Annotated in this window: 15 protein-coding genes; 6 read left to right on the top strand and 9 right to left on the bottom strand. The window is 70.7% G+C overall.

Features of this window, described 5'->3' with window-relative positions; all coding sequences use genetic code 11:
- Window positions 1-9 precede the first annotated feature (9 nt).
- Complete coding sequence (locus tag A5752_RS11875) at window positions 10-636, top strand: precorrin-8X methylmutase (protein ID WP_067085318.1); 627 nt, start codon at window positions 10-12, stop codon at window positions 634-636.
- Window positions 633-2105, top strand: a complete 1473-nt coding sequence (locus A5752_RS11870; RefSeq protein ID WP_067085316.1) for a precorrin-2 C(20)-methyltransferase — start codon at window positions 633-635, stop codon at window positions 2103-2105. Before A5752_RS11875 ends, A5752_RS11870 begins: the two co-directional genes overlap by 4 nt.
- Here A5752_RS11870 and A5752_RS11865 read toward each other — a convergent pair.
- From A5752_RS11865 to A5752_RS11855, 3 genes are read right to left on the bottom strand one after another with little or no spacing between them, the layout of a single operon-like run.
- A complete protein-coding gene (locus tag A5752_RS11865) occupies window positions 2093-4672 on the bottom strand; it encodes a multicopper oxidase domain-containing protein (RefSeq protein WP_067085314.1) in 2580 nt (859 codons plus the stop codon). The two genes, A5752_RS11870 and A5752_RS11865, sit on opposite strands and share 13 nt — an antisense overlap.
- Window positions 4669-5757, bottom strand: a complete 1089-nt coding sequence (locus A5752_RS11860; protein WP_067085312.1) for a DUF8744 domain-containing protein — start codon at window positions 5755-5757, stop codon at window positions 4669-4671. The genes A5752_RS11865 and A5752_RS11860 overlap by 4 nt, the downstream gene beginning before the upstream one ends.
- A 1-nt stretch (window position 5758) precedes the next feature.
- Entirely contained in the window at window positions 5759-6463 is a 705-nt protein-coding gene (locus A5752_RS11855) for a helix-turn-helix transcriptional regulator (protein ID WP_067085310.1), read from the bottom strand.
- A 59-nt stretch (window positions 6464-6522) separates the two neighbouring features.
- Between A5752_RS11855 and A5752_RS11850 the strand changes: the two genes are divergently transcribed.
- Together A5752_RS11850 and A5752_RS11845 are read left to right on the top strand one after the other, a co-directional pair.
- The gene (locus tag A5752_RS11850; protein WP_067085308.1) at window positions 6523-7290 is read left to right on the top strand and encodes a DUF2249 domain-containing protein; all 768 of its coding nucleotides are present in this window, start codon (window positions 6523-6525) and stop codon (window positions 7288-7290) included.
- Window positions 7291-7319: 29 nt separating this feature from the next.
- Window positions 7320-8390 (top strand): phosphotransferase family protein, encoded by a 1071-nt coding sequence (locus A5752_RS11845; protein WP_067085306.1) that lies wholly within the window; start codon window positions 7320-7322, stop codon window positions 8388-8390.
- On the opposite strand, the gene A5752_RS11840 is transcribed toward A5752_RS11845, so the two are convergent.
- Genes A5752_RS11840 through dprE2 form a run of 4 tightly spaced genes read right to left on the bottom strand, consistent with a single transcriptional unit; the run spans window position 8374 to window position 11872 of the window.
- Complete coding sequence (locus tag A5752_RS11840; RefSeq protein ID WP_067085304.1) at window positions 8374-9099, bottom strand: cobalt-precorrin-6A reductase; 726 nt, start codon at window positions 9097-9099, stop codon at window positions 8374-8376. The two genes, A5752_RS11845 and A5752_RS11840, sit on opposite strands and share 17 nt — an antisense overlap.
- Window positions 9099-9854 (bottom strand): precorrin-4 C(11)-methyltransferase, encoded by a 756-nt coding sequence (gene cobM / locus A5752_RS11835; protein ID WP_067085302.1) that lies wholly within the window; start codon window positions 9852-9854, stop codon window positions 9099-9101. Before cobM ends, A5752_RS11840 begins: the two co-directional genes overlap by 1 nt.
- A complete protein-coding gene (gene cbiE, locus A5752_RS11830) occupies window positions 9851-11053 on the bottom strand; it encodes a precorrin-6y C5,15-methyltransferase (decarboxylating) subunit CbiE (RefSeq protein WP_082963846.1) in 1203 nt (400 codons plus the stop codon). Before cbiE ends, cobM begins: the two co-directional genes overlap by 4 nt.
- Before the next feature lie 60 nt (window positions 11054-11113).
- Window positions 11114-11872, bottom strand: a complete 759-nt coding sequence (gene dprE2 / locus A5752_RS11825; RefSeq protein WP_067085300.1) for a decaprenylphospho-beta-D-erythro-pentofuranosid-2-ulose 2-reductase — start codon at window positions 11870-11872, stop codon at window positions 11114-11116.
- A gap of 35 nt (window positions 11873-11907) precedes the next feature.
- On the opposite strand from dprE2, the gene A5752_RS11820 reads away from it, so the two are divergent.
- Window positions 11908-12333 carry a F420-dependent biliverdin reductase gene (locus A5752_RS11820; protein ID WP_067085298.1) on the top strand — a complete coding sequence of 142 codons (426 nt, stop codon included), beginning with the start codon at window positions 11908-11910 and terminating at the stop codon, window positions 12331-12333.
- A gap of 7 nt (window positions 12334-12340) precedes the next feature.
- Here the strand turns inward: A5752_RS11820 and A5752_RS11815 are convergent, their stop codons facing one another.
- A complete protein-coding gene (locus tag A5752_RS11815; protein WP_067085296.1) occupies window positions 12341-13483 on the bottom strand; it encodes a M24 family metallopeptidase in 1143 nt (380 codons plus the stop codon).
- Window positions 13484-13552: 69 nt separating this feature from the next.
- Between A5752_RS11815 and A5752_RS11810 the strand changes: the two genes are divergently transcribed.
- Complete coding sequence (locus tag A5752_RS11810) at window positions 13553-14509, top strand: 5'-3' exonuclease (RefSeq protein WP_067085436.1); 957 nt, start codon at window positions 13553-13555, stop codon at window positions 14507-14509.
- 10 nt (window positions 14510-14519) lie between these two features.
- Here the strand turns inward: A5752_RS11810 and A5752_RS11805 are convergent, their stop codons facing one another.
- Complete coding sequence (locus A5752_RS11805; protein ID WP_067085294.1) at window positions 14520-15314, bottom strand: DUF4333 domain-containing protein; 795 nt, start codon at window positions 15312-15314, stop codon at window positions 14520-14522.
- Window positions 15315-15352 lie beyond the last annotated feature (38 nt).

Raw genomic sequence — 15352 nt, 5'->3', positions numbered from 1 at the left:
GGTGATCGCGTGCTCGACTACATCCGCGACGCCGGGGAGATCTACCGGCAGTCGTTCGCGACGATTCGCGACGAGGCGGACCTGGCGCGATTCCCCGACGACGTGGCCCGGGTCGTCGTGCGGCTGATCCACACCTGCGGCCAGGTCGATGTCGCCGACCACGTCGCGTACAGCGACGACGTCGTCGCCGCCACCCACTCGGCGCTGAGGGCCGGAGCCCCGATTCTGTGCGACTCGTCGATGGTCGCCGCCGGCATCACCAGATCGCGGCTGCCCGCCGACAACGAGGTGGTCTCGCTGGTGGCCGACCCCCGCGCGCCGGACCTCGCCGCCCGCCTGGGCACCACCCGCTCCGCAGCGGCCGTCGACCTGTGGGCGGACCGGCTCGGCGGCGCGGTGCTGGCGATCGGCAACGCGCCGACGGCGCTGTTCCGGCTGCTCGAGCTCGTCGACGACGGCGCGCCGACCCCTGCGGCGGTGCTTGGCGGTCCTGTCGGCTTCGTCGGCTCGGCCCAGTCCAAGCAGGAACTCATCGACCGCCCCCGCGGGATGTCGTATCTCGTGGTGACGGGTCGTCGCGGCGGCAGCGCGATGGCCGCCGCGGCCGTCAACGCGATTGCCAGTGATCGAGAATGAGCGCGACGCGAGGAACGCTTTGGGGCGTCGGGCTGGGACCCGGCGACCCCGAACTGGTCACCGTCAAGGCCGCGCGGGTGATCGGCGAGGCCGACGTCGTCGCGTACCACAGCGCCAGGCACGGTAAGAGCATCGCGCGCGGCATCGCGGAGCCGTATCTGCGTCCCGGTCAGATCGAGGAGCATCTCGTCTACCCGGTGACGACCGAGACCACCGACCACCCCGGCGGCTACGCCGGCGCGATGGAGGACTTCTACCGCGAGGCCGCCGACCGCATCGCCGCCCATCTGGAGGCAGGGCGCAACGTGGCGCTGCTGGCCGAGGGTGACCCGCTGTTCTACAGCTCCTACATGCACATGCACACCCGGCTCACCGAACGGTTCGACGCGGTGATCGTGCCCGGGGTGACGTCGGTGAGCGCGGCGTCGGCGGCGGTGGCCACTCCCCTCGTCCAGGGTGACGAGGTGCTGACGATCCTGCCGGGCACGCTGCCCGCCGACGAGCTCCACCGTCGGCTTTCGGACACCGACGCGGCGGTGATGCTCAAGCTGGGACGGTCGTATCCTGCTGTGCGCGAGGCACTCTCGGCGGCCGGCCGGCTGGACGACGCCTTCTACGTCGAGCGGGCCAGCACGCCGCAGCAACGGGTGCTCGGCGCCGGCGAGGTCGACGACACCACCGTCCCGTACTTCTCGCTCGCGATGCTGCCGGGCCGGCGCGACCGCGATGCGGTGAGCGGCAGCGTCGCGGTGGTCGGGCTCGGCCCGGGCAGCACCGATTGGACGACCCCGCAGTGCCGTCGCGAACTCGCCGCGGCCACCGACCTCATCGGCTACGGCCCCTACCTCGACCGGGTCGGCAACCGCACCGGTCAACGCAAGCACCCCAGCGACAACACCGACGAACCCGCCCGCGCCCGGCTGGCGTGCACGCTCGCCGAACAAGGCCGCGCCGTCGCGGTGGTGTCCTCCGGCGACCCGGGCGTCTTCGCGATGGCGACCGCGGTGCTCGAGGAGGCCAAACAGTGGCCGGGTGTCTCGGTGCGGGTGGTTCCGGCGATGACCGCCGCGCAGGCCGTCGCCAGCCGGGTCGGCGCACCGCTGGGACACGACTATGCCGTGATCTCGCTGTCGGACCGGCTCAAGCCGTGGGACGTGATCGCCGCGCGGTTGACCGCCGCCGCACAGGCCGACCTGGTGCTGGCCATCTACAACCCGGCGTCGAAGACACGCCGGTGGCAGGTCGGCGCGATGCGCGATCTGCTGCTCGAACACCGCGATCCGGGCATCCCGGTGGTGATCGGCCGCGACGTGTCCGGTCCCAGCGAGGAGGTCAAGGTGGTGCGCCTGGCGGACCTCGACCCTGCCGACGTCGACATGCGCTGCCTGCTGATCATCGGCTCCTCGCAGACCCAGTGGTACACCGACGACGGCGATCGGGTCTTCACGCCGCGGCGCTACCCGGCCTGAGGCGCGACCTCGATGACCCCGTGCGCGCCGCGTTCGGCGTCGACCATCGCATGCGTGACGAGCGGGTAGTGCCCGGGCTGATCGAAGCTCAGCTCGACGAATCCGCCTTGAGCAGTGGACAATCCGAGCGTCTGCGCGCCACCGGGACCGGGTCTCAACCGGTAGTCGCCCTCGGACCACACGGTGTCGAACTGGCCGCCGACCACGTGGAAGGAACTCCCCCGGTTCGGCCCGGCGGCCAGCACCCAGATCCGCACGCGCTCCCCGACCCGGGCTGTCAGCGGCGCGTGGTCGTACTGGTTCGCGTAGCCGTTGAAGACCACGAGGTCTGGCTTTTCGGCGACCACCTTGGCGGCGTCGACTTCGCCGCCCGGCGGACCGAGATAGTACTCGGACTGGACGAGCAGGTACTCGCGATCGACCGCCGGTAGGTCCGGCGGGTCGATGACGACAGCGCCGAACATGCCGTTGGCGATGTGCACCGACATCGGCATCGTCGAACAGTGATACATCCACAACCCGGCCCGCGTCGCGGTGAACCGGTAGACGAGGCGTTCGCCCGGTTGGATCGTGCGCATCGGCACGTCGGGGGCGAGCGCCCCGGCATGGAAGTCGATCGAGTGCCCGATCGTGCCGTCGTTGACGAGCGTGACCTCGAAGACATCACCGACCTTGCCCCGCAGCGTCGGCCCCGGGGCCGTACCGCCGAACGTCCACAGCCGCTGGGTGATTCCCGGCGAGATCTCCCGCTGCATTTCGGTCACGGGCAGGGTGATGCGGTGGTCCGGCGTCACCGCCGTCAGCGCCGGGTCACGCGGCACGAACCCTGGACCCGGCGTAGCACCGATGCTGCGCGCGATGTCGTCGGCGCCAATCGACGGCGCTGCGGTGTCGTGATGTCCCGCGTGCACGCCGGGTGGGGCGGGGGCACCCGCCGCGCGCACCGTCATGGTCATGCCCATCTGCCGGTGCCCGGCCACCGAGCACCAGCCGTCCAGGTCGGCGCCGATCACCCCGGCGTCGAGCACGGCGGTCTCGCCGACAGCGAGGCGCCCGGTGGAGGTGCCGTTCGACAACACCAGATCGTGGTGGTCGGAACCGGTGTTGACGAGGGTGATCACCAACCGGTTTCCGGTCGGCACCTCGATGGTGGCGGGTACATAGCGCATGCCTTCGATATGCACCTCGACTTCGGTGGTCGCTCCTGTGGAGGCGACGGACGCCGGTGGTGTCGTGGCGAAGCCGACCGCAGCGGGGTCGGCCGCCACCGCGGCGGCAGCCGTCAACACCACCACACCCAGCCCGGCGGCCGCCACCCCGACTCGATACCGCACCGGTGGGCCCGACGGGGGCGGTCCCGGCGTCGACGGCGTATCGCGGTTCTTGCGTGCCTGCCACACCGCCCGCACGAGCAGCGGCAGGAACGTGGCATACGCCACCAGCACCAGCACGGAGGCGGCCACCCGCACCAGGCTTGGTGCCGGCAGCACACACAACAACAGCGCGAAGTTGGCGACCGCCAGCCGCCAAGGCGCACCGCGCTCCAGTTCGGCAGCGGCCACGATCGCGGCGGCGCGGCCGCCGGCCACAATGGTCGTCAGGTAGGTCAGCGCTCCCAGCAGCACCTGCACCAGGAAGCCGGCGAGCACCGTCACGGTCAGCGGGGCGGCCCTGTCGAGCAGCGCGGGCCACGTGGGCGCGGTGGCGAAGGCAACCACGGTGTACACCAGCGAGCCCAGCAGCCACCCCACGCCGGCGAGCACGGACAGCGTCGCGAAGGCTCCCGGAAGCTTGCGGCGTATCTCATCGAGGTGGGGCCACAGGACGTAACCGGCCGCAGCGAGGTAACCGAACGCCCCGGCCGCCGTCACCGCCGGCGAACCCACTACCGCTCCGAACACCGTCAGACCCAACCCGCCTACGAGCGCGGGCAATCCGCGGCGAGCGGCGACCTCGACGCCGTCGGCCATCCGGGTGCGCAGCATGGTCGGCCACAGCGTCACCAAGGTGCCGAGCACGGAGAGACCGACCCAACCGAACAGGTTCACCGCCGCGTGCGCGATGAGCAACCGCTCATGCAGGGCGCCGGACAGGTTCGGGTTGGCCATCGCGATGCCGAGCCCGGCCCCAACCGAAAGCAGTGCTGCCGCAGCGACGTAATAGCGCACGGTGTGGCCGAAGCGTGAGGGCAGCGCGCTGCGCAACTGCCGCACCAGCGTCACGACGTGGGCCAGCGCCACGACGGCGACCGCGATGCCACCGGCCAGTACCACCGCCCACATGCCAGCGGGCATACCAACGACCACCGCGACCGCACCGACGTTGAACGCCGCGATGCGCCACGCCTGCCCGGCCCGCGACGAATCGGGTGGACGGCGCAGCAGCGCGTCGGTGAAGTGGCGACTCCAGATGAGGATTGCGTTACCCGCCGCGCCAAGGCCGAGCAGATGAATCAGCAGCCAGCCGGATAGCGGCAGCGACCGGTGGATGAGCGACACCACGAAAATTGCTGCCAGCCAGGCGAATACGATCGACCCGACGCGCAGATGCCATGGACCCCTGTTCATACCGGCACCCTGATTCTCCGACGCGAGGCGGCGTGGGCGGCAATCCCGACGAACGCAAGCACCGCCACGATGTTGAGCGCGCCCCCGGCCTGCACCGCCCACTCGACACCACGCACGTCACCGATCGCCACCCGCAACAGCAACGACGCGTGCAGCAACGCGACCGGCCCGTACATCAGCGGGGTGTACGGCAGCGCGCGGCGCATCACCGCGGGCAGGATGACCGGTGCGTGCGCCATGATCATCGACAGCACGAACCCGAGCATGACCGCGTGTACGACCGCGTCGTACCCGGCACCGGACTTCACCCGGCCGACCAGCAGCCAGGCCAGCCCGGGCACCAGCAGCCACACGTAGCCCGCCAGCAGGCACACCGCCATGTAACGCGTCAGCCCGGTCGTGTGGATGGTGCGCCTGGTCACGTCAAAACGAAAGAGCCAGAGAGTGATCCCCAGCACCGCGGCACCCAGTAACGCGAAAGCGGCTGTCGGCCAGAGGAATTGCGCGAGCGCACCGAGGACCAACGCCGCCGCCACCGTGCCGAGCAGGAGTTCGGCGCGGGTGCCGAACAGTGCCACCCGCGCCAATTCGAGTCGCTCCCCCGCGATGGTCAGGATGAGGAAGCCGGCCAGCCACCCCAGCAGGTCGGGCGTCGGCAGACCCGCCGCCGACAGCAAGGCCGCTCCGGTGGCCAGCACCGCGCCCGCGGCCTGCACCAACACCGCCGTGTCCCAGCTTCGCCGCCATAGCGGTACGTACACCGCCACCAGCAGCGCGGCTCCGGCCAGCAAGGCGGAGTCGGCGAGGTGTCGCGGGGCCGGGCTTACCAGTAGAACCGCGCCCAGCCCGAGGAAGGCAGGGGCGAGATAGCACCAACGCCGCCCCGCCGCGACGGCACGTTCCACCGCGATCACGGTGCCGACGAACCCCAGCACCAGCACGATGCCGTGCACCTCGGACAACCGGGCGCTCTCGACCGGCGCGGGTAGCCCGAGTCGCAACAGCCCCGCGTCCAGACCGGCCACCAGCGCGAATCCGCCGGGCACCAGCAGCAGGGCCCGAAGCGGAATCGGACCACCGGTCATCTCAGTCGCCCTGTTCCACGAGAAGGTCCGGTAGGAACAACCGGCAAGCACCTGGCTCGGCGAACGGGATCAGTTCGAGGCCCGGCCCGGTGGGCGCGTCCATGCTCTGCAGCAAGCCCTCGACGATGCCGAGATGCACCTGGCAGACCACGCTCGGGTAACGCCGGGCCGCCTCGAGCAGCGGACAACGGCGCAGCGCCACGCCGCGCCGGGCGCCGTCGTCGTCGTCGTCCGGGGCGAAGCCCAGCCGGGCCAGCGCGTCGAGCACCGCCTGTCGCCGGTCGTCATCGGTGTCGGCGGTCTCCCCGGCCAGTTCGCGCCCCCACTCGACGCCTGCGCTGCGGGCCACCCGCTCCGGGTCGGCGCTGGTGCGGGCGATGTGTCCGGCAAGGGCGGTGGCCAGCCCCGCGTAGTCGCGGGCCACCACGCCAGGGTCGGCGGCGAACGGCCGATACAGCGCGGCAGGCCGGCCACGGCCCGCGGCGGGTTCCGTGCTGCGCTCGACGAGACCGTGGTCGACCAGCGCATCGAGGTGCTCGCGCACGGTGTTCCGATGCAGCCCGAGACTCTCGGCCGCATCGACCGTACGGGCCGGGGCATTTGCCCGAACGTACTCGAGCACCCGCAGCCGCTGACCCGACAGCGGTACGTCTCCGGCGGCCGTGGGCGCGGGCGCGGGTCCGAGAGACGAGCCTCTATTTAACACGGAAATTATTGTAGTAAATTGTTGGGTGTCCGACCAGAACAGCCGAAGGGAGCCCGACCATGACAGTCAACGAGGTGATCGTCGCGTCCACGTCGGCCGACGCAGAGGCGGCGGAAACCGTCAAGAACCATCACGCCGAACTGGCGGGACATCTGCGGGCACTCACCGACGCGATGTTGTCAGCGGCCGAGCGCGGCGCCGATTTCGAGGCCGCGCGGGCCGCCGCCACCGAGTTCCTGACCGGTGAACTGCTGCCCCACGCCGCGGCCGAAGAGGCCCGCCTGTACCCCGCCGCCGCCCGTACGGAGCGGGCCAGGCCGCTGATCGAGTCGATGATCGCCGTGCACCGTGTCATCGGTGGCCTGATCGACCGGATCCGCACCGAGAAGTCACCGGTCCGCGCCGCAGCGGCGGCTCAGGCGCTGCAAGTGGTATTCGACGCTCACCTGATCGACGAGAACGATCGGATCCTGCCGATCGTGGCCGCCGACCCGGAATGCTCTCTGGCCGAGGCCGTCGGCGGGATGCACGAACTGCTGGGCGGCCACGACCATGCCGAGGCGGGTGATCAGCATCAGTGCGGTTGCGGCGAGTCCGATGCCGACGATCCGGTGCTCGACGTGCGTGAGGTGCCGCATTCGATCCGCCATGCGACGGTGTTCGGAGCGTTCGATGCGGTACCTGTCGGTGGCGCCCTGGTGCTGGTCGCTCATCACGATCCGGTGCCGCTACTGGGGCAACTGCACGACCGCACGTCGGGCAGGATCTCGGTCGAGTACCTCGAACGCGGGCCGGTGGCCTGGCGATTGCGCCTCAGACGGCTCTGACCCCGCCGGGGAGTGTTAATGTCCGGCGCGTGACATCCGTTCTCGCCATTCCACGCGGCCCCGAAGACGTAACGGCGGCGTGGCTGGGATCAGTGCTGCGGACAGACGTCGACACGGTCGAGGTGACGCCCATCGGGACGGGTCAGACCGGAGCGACGTACCGCGTCGCGGCGACGTACGGCGGGACCACCGACCTGCCCCGGTCGTTCGCGATCAAGTTGTCCGCCCAGGACGACGCGGTGCGGGAGCGGGTGGCGCTCGGCTACCGGTCCGAGGTCGAGTTCTACTCGCTGATCGCCGGTCGGATGCGAATCCCGGTGCCGCGCAGCTACTACCAGAACATCTCCGATGACGGTGCCGACGTCGTGCTGCTGCTCGCCGATATGGCCCCCGCGGTGCAGGGCGACCAGATCGCCGGCTGCAGTCCGACCGAGGCCCGGTTGGCCGTCGAAGCGCTGGCCGGGCTGCACGGCCCGAGCTGGTGTGCGCCCGAGTGGGTGGACCTGTCCGCGATCGTGATGCCCAAACCGGGCGACGTCGAGGCCGCCAAGGGCATGGGCGACGTGTGCAAGATGGCCGCCGACATCGTCATCGACCGGCTCGGTTCCCAAATCACGCCCGCGGATCAGGAAACTCTCTCGGCCGCAATGGCTTCGGTGACGAACTGGTTGATGGCCGAACCCGGCCGCTACGCCCTGATGCACGGCGACTACCGGCTGGACAACATGCTGTTCGACCCGGATCGCACCCGCATCACCGTGGTCGACTGGCAGACCATCGGCATCGGCCTGCCGGGACGGGACCTCGCGTACTTCACCGCGACGAGCCTCGACCCCGCGGTGCGCGCCGAGATCGAGCGGGACCTCGTCGAGCACTACCACCGCGCGCTGATCGGTTACGGCGTCGAGGATTATGACCTCGAGACCTGTTGGAACGACTACCGACTCGGGCTGGTGCAGGCGCCGCTGCTCGTCGCGCTGGGCACGGCCTTCGCGTCGACGACCGAGCGCGGCGACGAGATGATGCTCGTCATGCTGAGCCGCGGCTGCCAGGCCATCCGCGAACTGGGGACGCTGGAGTTGATCAACTCCTACTGGTGACCCAGTCGACCGCCTCGTCCACCGATGCGACGATCGCCGCCCCGGCCGGCAGCGGCGGGCGGTCCACCATCACCACCGCGACCCCCAGGTCCCCCGCGGCGTCGAGCTTCGGCCGCGTCATCGACCCGCCGCTGTTCTTCGTGACCAGCGCGTCGACGCGGTGCTCACGCAGCAGTGCCAGTTCGCCGTCGTAGCAGTACGGTCCGCGAGACAGCACGACCTGATGCCGCGACGGCAGGTCCGCCGCGTCGGGCGGGGTGACGGCGCGGATCAGAAACCACGCGTCGACGTCCTTGAACGCCGCGGCACCGGAGCGCCCGGTGGTCAGGAACACGCGCTGATAACCCTGAGCCGCAACGACTTTGGCCGCCTGGACATCATCGGCGACGACCGTCGCGTCGCCGGGCGGCCAGGCCGGCCTGGCCAGCACCAGATGCGGCACCTCGAGTTCGGCGCACACCGCGGCCGCGTGAGCGGTCATCGTCGCCGCGTACGGGTGCGTGGCGTCGACGACGGCGTCGACGCGCTCGTCGCGCAACCAGCGCCGCAGGCCGTCGACGCCACCGAATCCGCCGATGCGCACCTCGCCGACCGGTAGCGCGGGGTCGGGCACCCGGCCCGCGAGCGAGCTGATCACCTCGACCTCGGGATGTAGCCGCGCGGCGAGCTCACGGCCCTCCGATGTGCCACCCAACAACAGGATTCGCATCAGTGCCGTCCCCGGCGGACCCGTCCCGACGAGTACAGATAGCTGTCGGCGAAGCCCTCGGCACCCAGTACATCGCCCACCACGATGACCGCGGTGCGGGTGATGCCCGCCGCCTTCGTCTGCTCGGCGAGATCGGCCAGCGTGCAGCGCACCACCTGCTGCTGCGGCCACGACGCGAACGCGACCACCGCGCAGGGCGTTTCCGGCCGATAGCCGCCGGCGAGCAGCTCGGGGACGATCGCGTCGATCTGCGCGGCCGCCAGGTGCAGCACCAGCGTGGCGCCCGGCGCCGACAGCGTACGCAGATCCTCGCCCGGGGGCATCGCGGTCGACAGCGTCGCCACTCGCGTCAGCGTGACTGTCTGCGCGACACCGGGAACCGTCAGCTCGCGGCCCAGCGCGGCGGCGGCCGCGGCGAACGCCGGGACACCGGGCACGATTTCGTAGTCCACACCGAGATCGTCGAGGCGGCGGCACTGTTCGGCCAGCGCGCTGTAGATCGACGGGTCGCCGGAATGCAGGCGCGCCACGTCAAGCCCTGCGGCGTGCGCGGCGGCGAGCTCGTCGACGATCTGGTCGAGCGTCAACGGGCCGGTGTCGATGACGCGGGCGCCCGGCGGGCACAGCGCGAGCAGATCGCCGGGCATGATCGAACCGGCGTACAGGCACACCGGGCAGCGCTGCAGCAGCCGTTGCCCGCGAACGGTGATCAGGTCGGCCGCGCCGGGGCCCGCGCCGATGAAGTAGACGGTCATGGTTTGGTCACCACCCACTGCGTCACCGGCATCGCGGGCCGCCAGCCGGTGAACCCGCCGAGCGCCTCCCCGCGGTAGTGCGCGAACCGCTGTAGCTCGCCGCCGTATCGGGAATACCACTGGGCGACAAGCCCCTCGGACTCGACGGTGACGGCGTTGGCGACGAGCCGACCGCCGGACACCAACCGGTCGAAGCACGCCTCCAGCAGTCCCGGTTGAGTGATACCGCCCCCGACGAAGATCGTGTCCGGCGGGGGCACGAAGTCGAACGACTCCGGCGCGTCGAACTGCACCTCCACCCGGGCGCCCAACGCCAGCGCGTTGTCGACGATGCGTTTGCGGCGCTCCTCGTCGCGTTCGAACGCCACGGCCCGACAACCGGTTCCGCTGCGGCACCATTCGATCGCGATACTGCCCGACCCCGCACCGACGTCCCAGAGCATCTGCCCCGGGCGCGGCGCGAGCGCCGCCAGCGTGATCGCGCGCACCGGCTGCTTGGTGATCTGACCGTCGTTGGCGTACACGTCGTCGGGCAGCACCCCGAGCCGTCGCTCGTCGGGCAGGTAGCGCACCGTGATCACGTTGAGGTCGTCGACGTCGCCCGGCGGATGGGCGGCCAACTCGCGGGCGGTGGCCGTGCGGCGGCGCTCCGCGGGGCCGCCGAGTTGTTCGAGCACGGTGAGTTCGGAGTCGCCGCGGCCGGTGTCGGTCAACAGACGTGCCAGCGCGGCGGGAGTCGAGCCGTCGCGCGACATCACCACCGCCTGACCGCCGCGGCGCACCGCGGTGTCCGGTTCGCTCCCTACCAGGCTGATCACCTCGGTGTCCTGCACCGGCCAGCCCATCCGCGAGCACGCCAACGTCACCGACGACACGTGCGGCAGCACCGTCACCCGCTCGGGACCGTAGATCCGGATCAGCGAGCTGCCGACGCCGTGCAGCAACGGGTCGCCGCTGGCCACGACGTGCACGTCGCCGTCGGCATCGGCATCGGCATCGGCATCGTCATCGTCGAGCAGCGTGCGCAGCGCGGGCAGCATCGGGGACGGCCACTCCCGACGCGACGCGGTGACGCTGTCGTCGAGCAGATCGAGTTGGCGCTGCGATCCGTAAACCACGGTGGCCCTGGCGAGTTCGGCGCGGGAGGCAGGCGACAAGCCGGCCATACCGTCGGCGCCGATACCGACGACGATGATCATCACAACCCTCTGCTCTTCGCGCAAGCGCTCATCGCAACCCTCTGCTCTTCGCGCGAGCGCTCATCGCGGCAACCTTCGCCAGACGACCCGCGGCGTCATCCGGAACGCCGACGCGAGCAGGGCCAGCGGCGCGGGCACCCACACCGTGCGGCGGCGACGGCGCAGCGCACGGACGGTCGCGTCGGCCACCTGCGCCGGCGTGCTCGACAGCGGCGCGGGCTTCATCCCCTCGGTCATGCGGCCGATCACGAACCCCGGCCGGACCACCAGCAGGTGGACCCCCGAGCCGTGCAGCGCGTCGGCGAGCCCGCTGCAGAACCCGTCGAGCCCCGCCTTGGCGGAGCCGTACACGTAGTTGGCGCGCCGCACCCGCACACCGGCCACCGACGAGAACGCAATGAGGGCTCCGGAACCCGCGGCGCGCATCGTCTCCGCCAGCACGGTCAACAGGCTGACCTGGGCGACGAAATCGGTGTGCACGATCGCCGCGGCGTGCGCGGGATCCTTCTCCGCGCGGGCCTGGTCGCCGAGGATGCCGAACGCCAGCACCGCGGTGGCGATCGGGCCGTGCTCGGCGACGATCGACTCGACGAGCGGTCCGTGCGAGTCGAGGTCGTCGGCGTCGAACTCACACGGGTGCACCGCGGCGGCGCCTGCCGCACGGACCGCGGCCACCTCGGCGATCAGGTCGTCTGAGCGGCGCGCCGCCAGCAGCACCGCCGCCCCCGGCGCCAGGCGCGTGGCCACCTCGAGGCCGATTTCGCTGCGACCGCCGAAAATCACGACCAATGGCGGACGCGCGTCAGCCGTGTCTGTCATGGCAGCGATTATGTCCTGCGCTACCGTGAAGGCCGATGGCCCAGTCCAGCCGCCGGGCGACCACCCGGCTCACCAACGACGCGCTCGCGTTCCTGTCCGAGCGTCATCTCGCGATGCTGACGACCCTGCGCTCGGACAACTCCCCGCACGTCGTCGCCGTCGGGTTCACGTTCGACCCGGCGACCCACATCGCGCGCGTGATCACCAGCGGTGGGTCCCAGAAGGCGGTGAACGCCGAGCGTCAAGGCGTCGCGGTGCTCAGCCAGGTCGACGGTGCGCGGTGGTTGTCGCTGGAGGGCAAGGCCACGGTCAACACCGATGCGGACGCCGTGCGCGACGCCGAACTGCGCTACGCGCAGCGGTATCGCACGCCAAGGGTGAACCCGAAACGCGTCGTGATAGAGGTCCGCATCGAGCGGGTGCTGGGCTCCTCGGACCTGTTGGACCGGGTCGCCGACTGACCGCGGGTCAGGCCGTCGCGGCAGGGCCTGCGGGAACCACCACCAGATCGTGCGGCCGGTTGTTCACCGCCTCGACCCCGTCGGCGGTGACGATCACGATGTCCTCGATCCGCGCGCCCCACTCGCCGGGAAAGTAGATCCCCGGCTCGACCGAGAACGCCATCCCCGCCTCGAGGGTCAGCGCGTTGCCGGCGACGATGTAGGGCTCCTCGTGCACCGACAGCCCGATGCCGTGTCCGGTGCGGTGCACGAACGCGTCGGCCAGTCCCTCGGCGGCCAGCACGTCACGCGCGGCCGCGTCGACCTGCTCGGCGGTGACGCCCGGCTTCACGGCCTCGACCGCCGCCCGCTGGGCGCGCTGCAGCACCGCGTACCGGCGCGCGACGTCGGCGTCCGGTTCGCCGATGCTGTAGGTGCGGGTCGAATCGGAGTTGTAGCCGGGCTCGTAGGGTCCGCCGATGTCGACGACCACGATGTCACCGACGCGCAGTTCGCGGTCGGAGCACTCGTGGTGCGGGTCGGCGCCGTGCGGCCCCGAGCCGACGATGATGAACGCGACCTCCGAATGTCCCTCGGCGACAATGGCTTCCGCGATATCGGCGGCGACGTCGGCTTCCGTCCGGCCGGGCACCAGGAATTCGGGGACCCGCGCGTGGACCCGGTCGATCGCGGCCCCGGCCTTGCGCAGCGCGTCGATTTCGGCCGGATCCTTGATCATCCGCAGCCGGCGCAGCACGTCGGTGGCCAACACCGGCACGGCGCCGAGCACGTCGGCGAGCGGCAGCAGATGCAGGGCGGGCATCGAGTCCGTGACGGCGGTCGTCAGCGTTCCACCACCGAGCGCATCACCGACCAACGCGTAGGGGTCGTCACCGTCGACCCAGTCGCGCACCGTCAGCCCGAGTTCGGGGACCGCGGACTCCTTGAGCGCGGCCAATTCCAACCGGGGCACCACGACGGTCGGGTCGCCGTCGGCAGGCAGCACCAGGGCCGTGAGCCGCTCGAACGTCTGCGCCCGTGAACCGATCAGATAGCGCAGGTCGTAGCCCGGCGTGATGACCAGCCCCGCGAGACCTGCATCGGCGGCCGCTGAAGCGGCGGCCCGCAGCCGGGAGGCGTAGACATCGGTGCTGAATCGGTTGGCCGTCATGGGATTCAGGCTAATCCGCGCCCGAATAGGTGGCGAGCTCGCTCGACCTTCGCGCTACTGTCAGTGACCGTGGCCGCTCCCCTCGTCCTGCTCGACGGCGCCAGCATGTGGTTTCGCTCCTACTTCGGGGTGCCCAACTCGATCACCGCGCCCGACGGCCGCCCCGTCAACGCGCTGCGCGGCTTCCTCGACGCCATGGCGACGGTGATCACCCGGGAGCGTCCCGGGCGGCTGGTGGTGTGCCGCGACGACGACTGGCGGCCGCAGTGGCGCGTCGACCTCATCCCGTCCTACAAGGCGCACCGCGTCCTCGAGGAGCACCCCGACGGCGAACCCGACGTCGAGGAGGTGCCCGACGAACTCACCCCGCAGGTCGACATGATCTTCGAGATCCTCGACGCGTTCGGCATCCCCACCGCCGGCGCCGCGGAGCACGAGGCCGACGACGTTCTCGGCACCCTGGCCGCGCGCGAGGAACGCGACCCCGTCGTCGTGGTCAGCGGCGATCGGGACCTGCTGCAGCTGGTGCGCGACGAGCCGGTGCCGGTGCGAGTGCTCTACCTCGGCAGCGGGCTGGCCAAGGCGACGAAGTGGGGTCCGGTCGAGGTGGCCGAGAAGTACGGCGTTCCCGTCGACCGGGCGGGCCCCGCCTACGCCGAGCTCGCCCTTTTGCGCGGTGATCCGAGCGACGGCCTACCCGGCGTGCCCGGCATCGGCGAGAAGACGGCGGCGACGCTGCTGGCCCAGCACAAGTCGCTGGAGAACATCCTCGCCGCGGCCAACGACCCGAAGTCGAAGATGAGCAAGGCGTACCGGACCAAGCTGTTGAAGGCGGCCGACTACATCGAGGCGGCCGCCCCGGTGGTCAAGGTGGCCACCGACGCCGAACTGGACTGGTCGACGCCGAACGACACGCTGCCGCTGGCCGCCGAGCATCCACGCAAGGTGGTCAAGCTCGCCGAGACGTACGGCGTCACGTCCTCGATCGGACGGTTACAGAAGGCCCTCGACGGGCTCGACGGCTAGCGGTTACCGCTTACTTGGGCCTGCCGACCTCGTAGGTGCCCTTGTCGTCCTGGAACGTGACCGTCACCTGGCGCTTGGTGCCGTCGATGCTGACCTCGCAGTCGAACGTGCCGCCCTTTTGAACGGTCGGGTTCTGGCCGTCGTTGCACTTGACGTCCTTGACGTTCTTGGCGCCGTATCCGTTGGCCTCGTCGGTGAGGATCTGCTGCACCCCGCTCTGCGCGGCGTCGATGTCGAGCTTGGTCGTGACGAAGAAGCCCGGCTTCCAGAAGCCCAGCACCAGCACCACCGCGACGATGACCGCCGCCAGCAGGCCGATCACGCCGCCGATCACGGCCAGTGAGCGCTTGGAACCGTCCTCGGAGCCGGGTGTGCCGTACTGCGGGTACTGGCCGTACTGCCCCGGCTGCTGGCCGTACTGGCCGGGCTGCTGACCGAACTGGCCGGACTGATCGCCGTACTGGCCGGGCTGATAACCGGTCTGTCCGGGTTGCGCGTAGGGCTGGCCGTAGTGCGGCTGCGCGTACTGGCCGGGCTGCTGGAATCCGGGCTGGCCGTACTGCTCGCCACCCGGGTACTGCTGCGGGGGCTGATACGCCGGCTGCTGGTACTGCGGATACTGCTGAGCCTGCTGCGAGGGGTCGTAGGCGGGCGGCTGCCAATTCGGCGCCGCCTGGGTCGCGTCACCACCCTGCGGCTGCCACTGCTGGTTGGCCGATGGATCGCTGGACGGCTGGTCCGTAGGCTGGTCCGGCTGCTGGCCCGGCCACGACTGCGTCGGATCAGATCCTTGCGGTCCGCTCATATCACTCCTTGTTCACCCGCGGCCGAGCCGCGAATATC

It is taken from the genome of Mycobacterium sp. 852002-51961_SCH5331710, assembly GCF_001665535.1.
GTDB lineage: Bacteria > Actinomycetota > Actinomycetes > Mycobacteriales > Mycobacteriaceae > Mycobacterium.
This window is presented reverse-complemented; position numbering and strand designations above follow the sequence as displayed.

Excerpts from the sequence above, each read along its gene's own strand:
- cbiE (WP_082963846.1), bottom strand. The coding sequence starts at position 11,053 with ATGATCATCGTCGTCGGTATCGGCGCCGACGGTATGGCCGGCTTGTCG.
- A5752_RS11860 (WP_067085312.1), bottom strand. The coding sequence starts at position 5,757 with ATGACCGGTGGTCCGATTCCGCTTCGGGCCCTGCTGCTGGTGCCCGGC.
- A5752_RS11820 (WP_067085298.1), top strand. The coding sequence starts at position 11,908 with ATGGCCCAGTCCAGCCGCCGGGCGACCACCCGGCTCACCAACGACGCG.
- A5752_RS11805 (WP_067085294.1), bottom strand. The coding sequence starts at position 15,314 with ATGAGCGGACCGCAAGGATCTGATCCGACGCAGTCGTGGCCGGGCCAG.
- A5752_RS11840 (WP_067085304.1), bottom strand. The coding sequence starts at position 9,099 with ATGCGAATCCTGTTGTTGGGTGGCACATCGGAGGGCCGTGAGCTCGCC.
- A5752_RS11815 (WP_067085296.1), bottom strand. The coding sequence starts at position 13,483 with ATGACGGCCAACCGATTCAGCACCGATGTCTACGCCTCCCGGCTGCGG.
- A5752_RS11850 (WP_067085308.1), top strand. The coding sequence starts at position 6,523 with ATGACAGTCAACGAGGTGATCGTCGCGTCCACGTCGGCCGACGCAGAG.
- dprE2 (WP_067085300.1), bottom strand. The coding sequence starts at position 11,872 with ATGACAGACACGGCTGACGCGCGTCCGCCATTGGTCGTGATTTTCGGC.
- A5752_RS11865 (WP_067085314.1), bottom strand. The coding sequence starts at position 4,672 with ATGAACAGGGGTCCATGGCATCTGCGCGTCGGGTCGATCGTATTCGCC.
- A5752_RS11870 (WP_067085316.1), top strand. The coding sequence starts at position 633 with ATGAGCGCGACGCGAGGAACGCTTTGGGGCGTCGGGCTGGGACCCGGC.
- cobM (WP_067085302.1), bottom strand. The coding sequence starts at position 9,854 with ATGACCGTCTACTTCATCGGCGCGGGCCCCGGCGCGGCCGACCTGATC.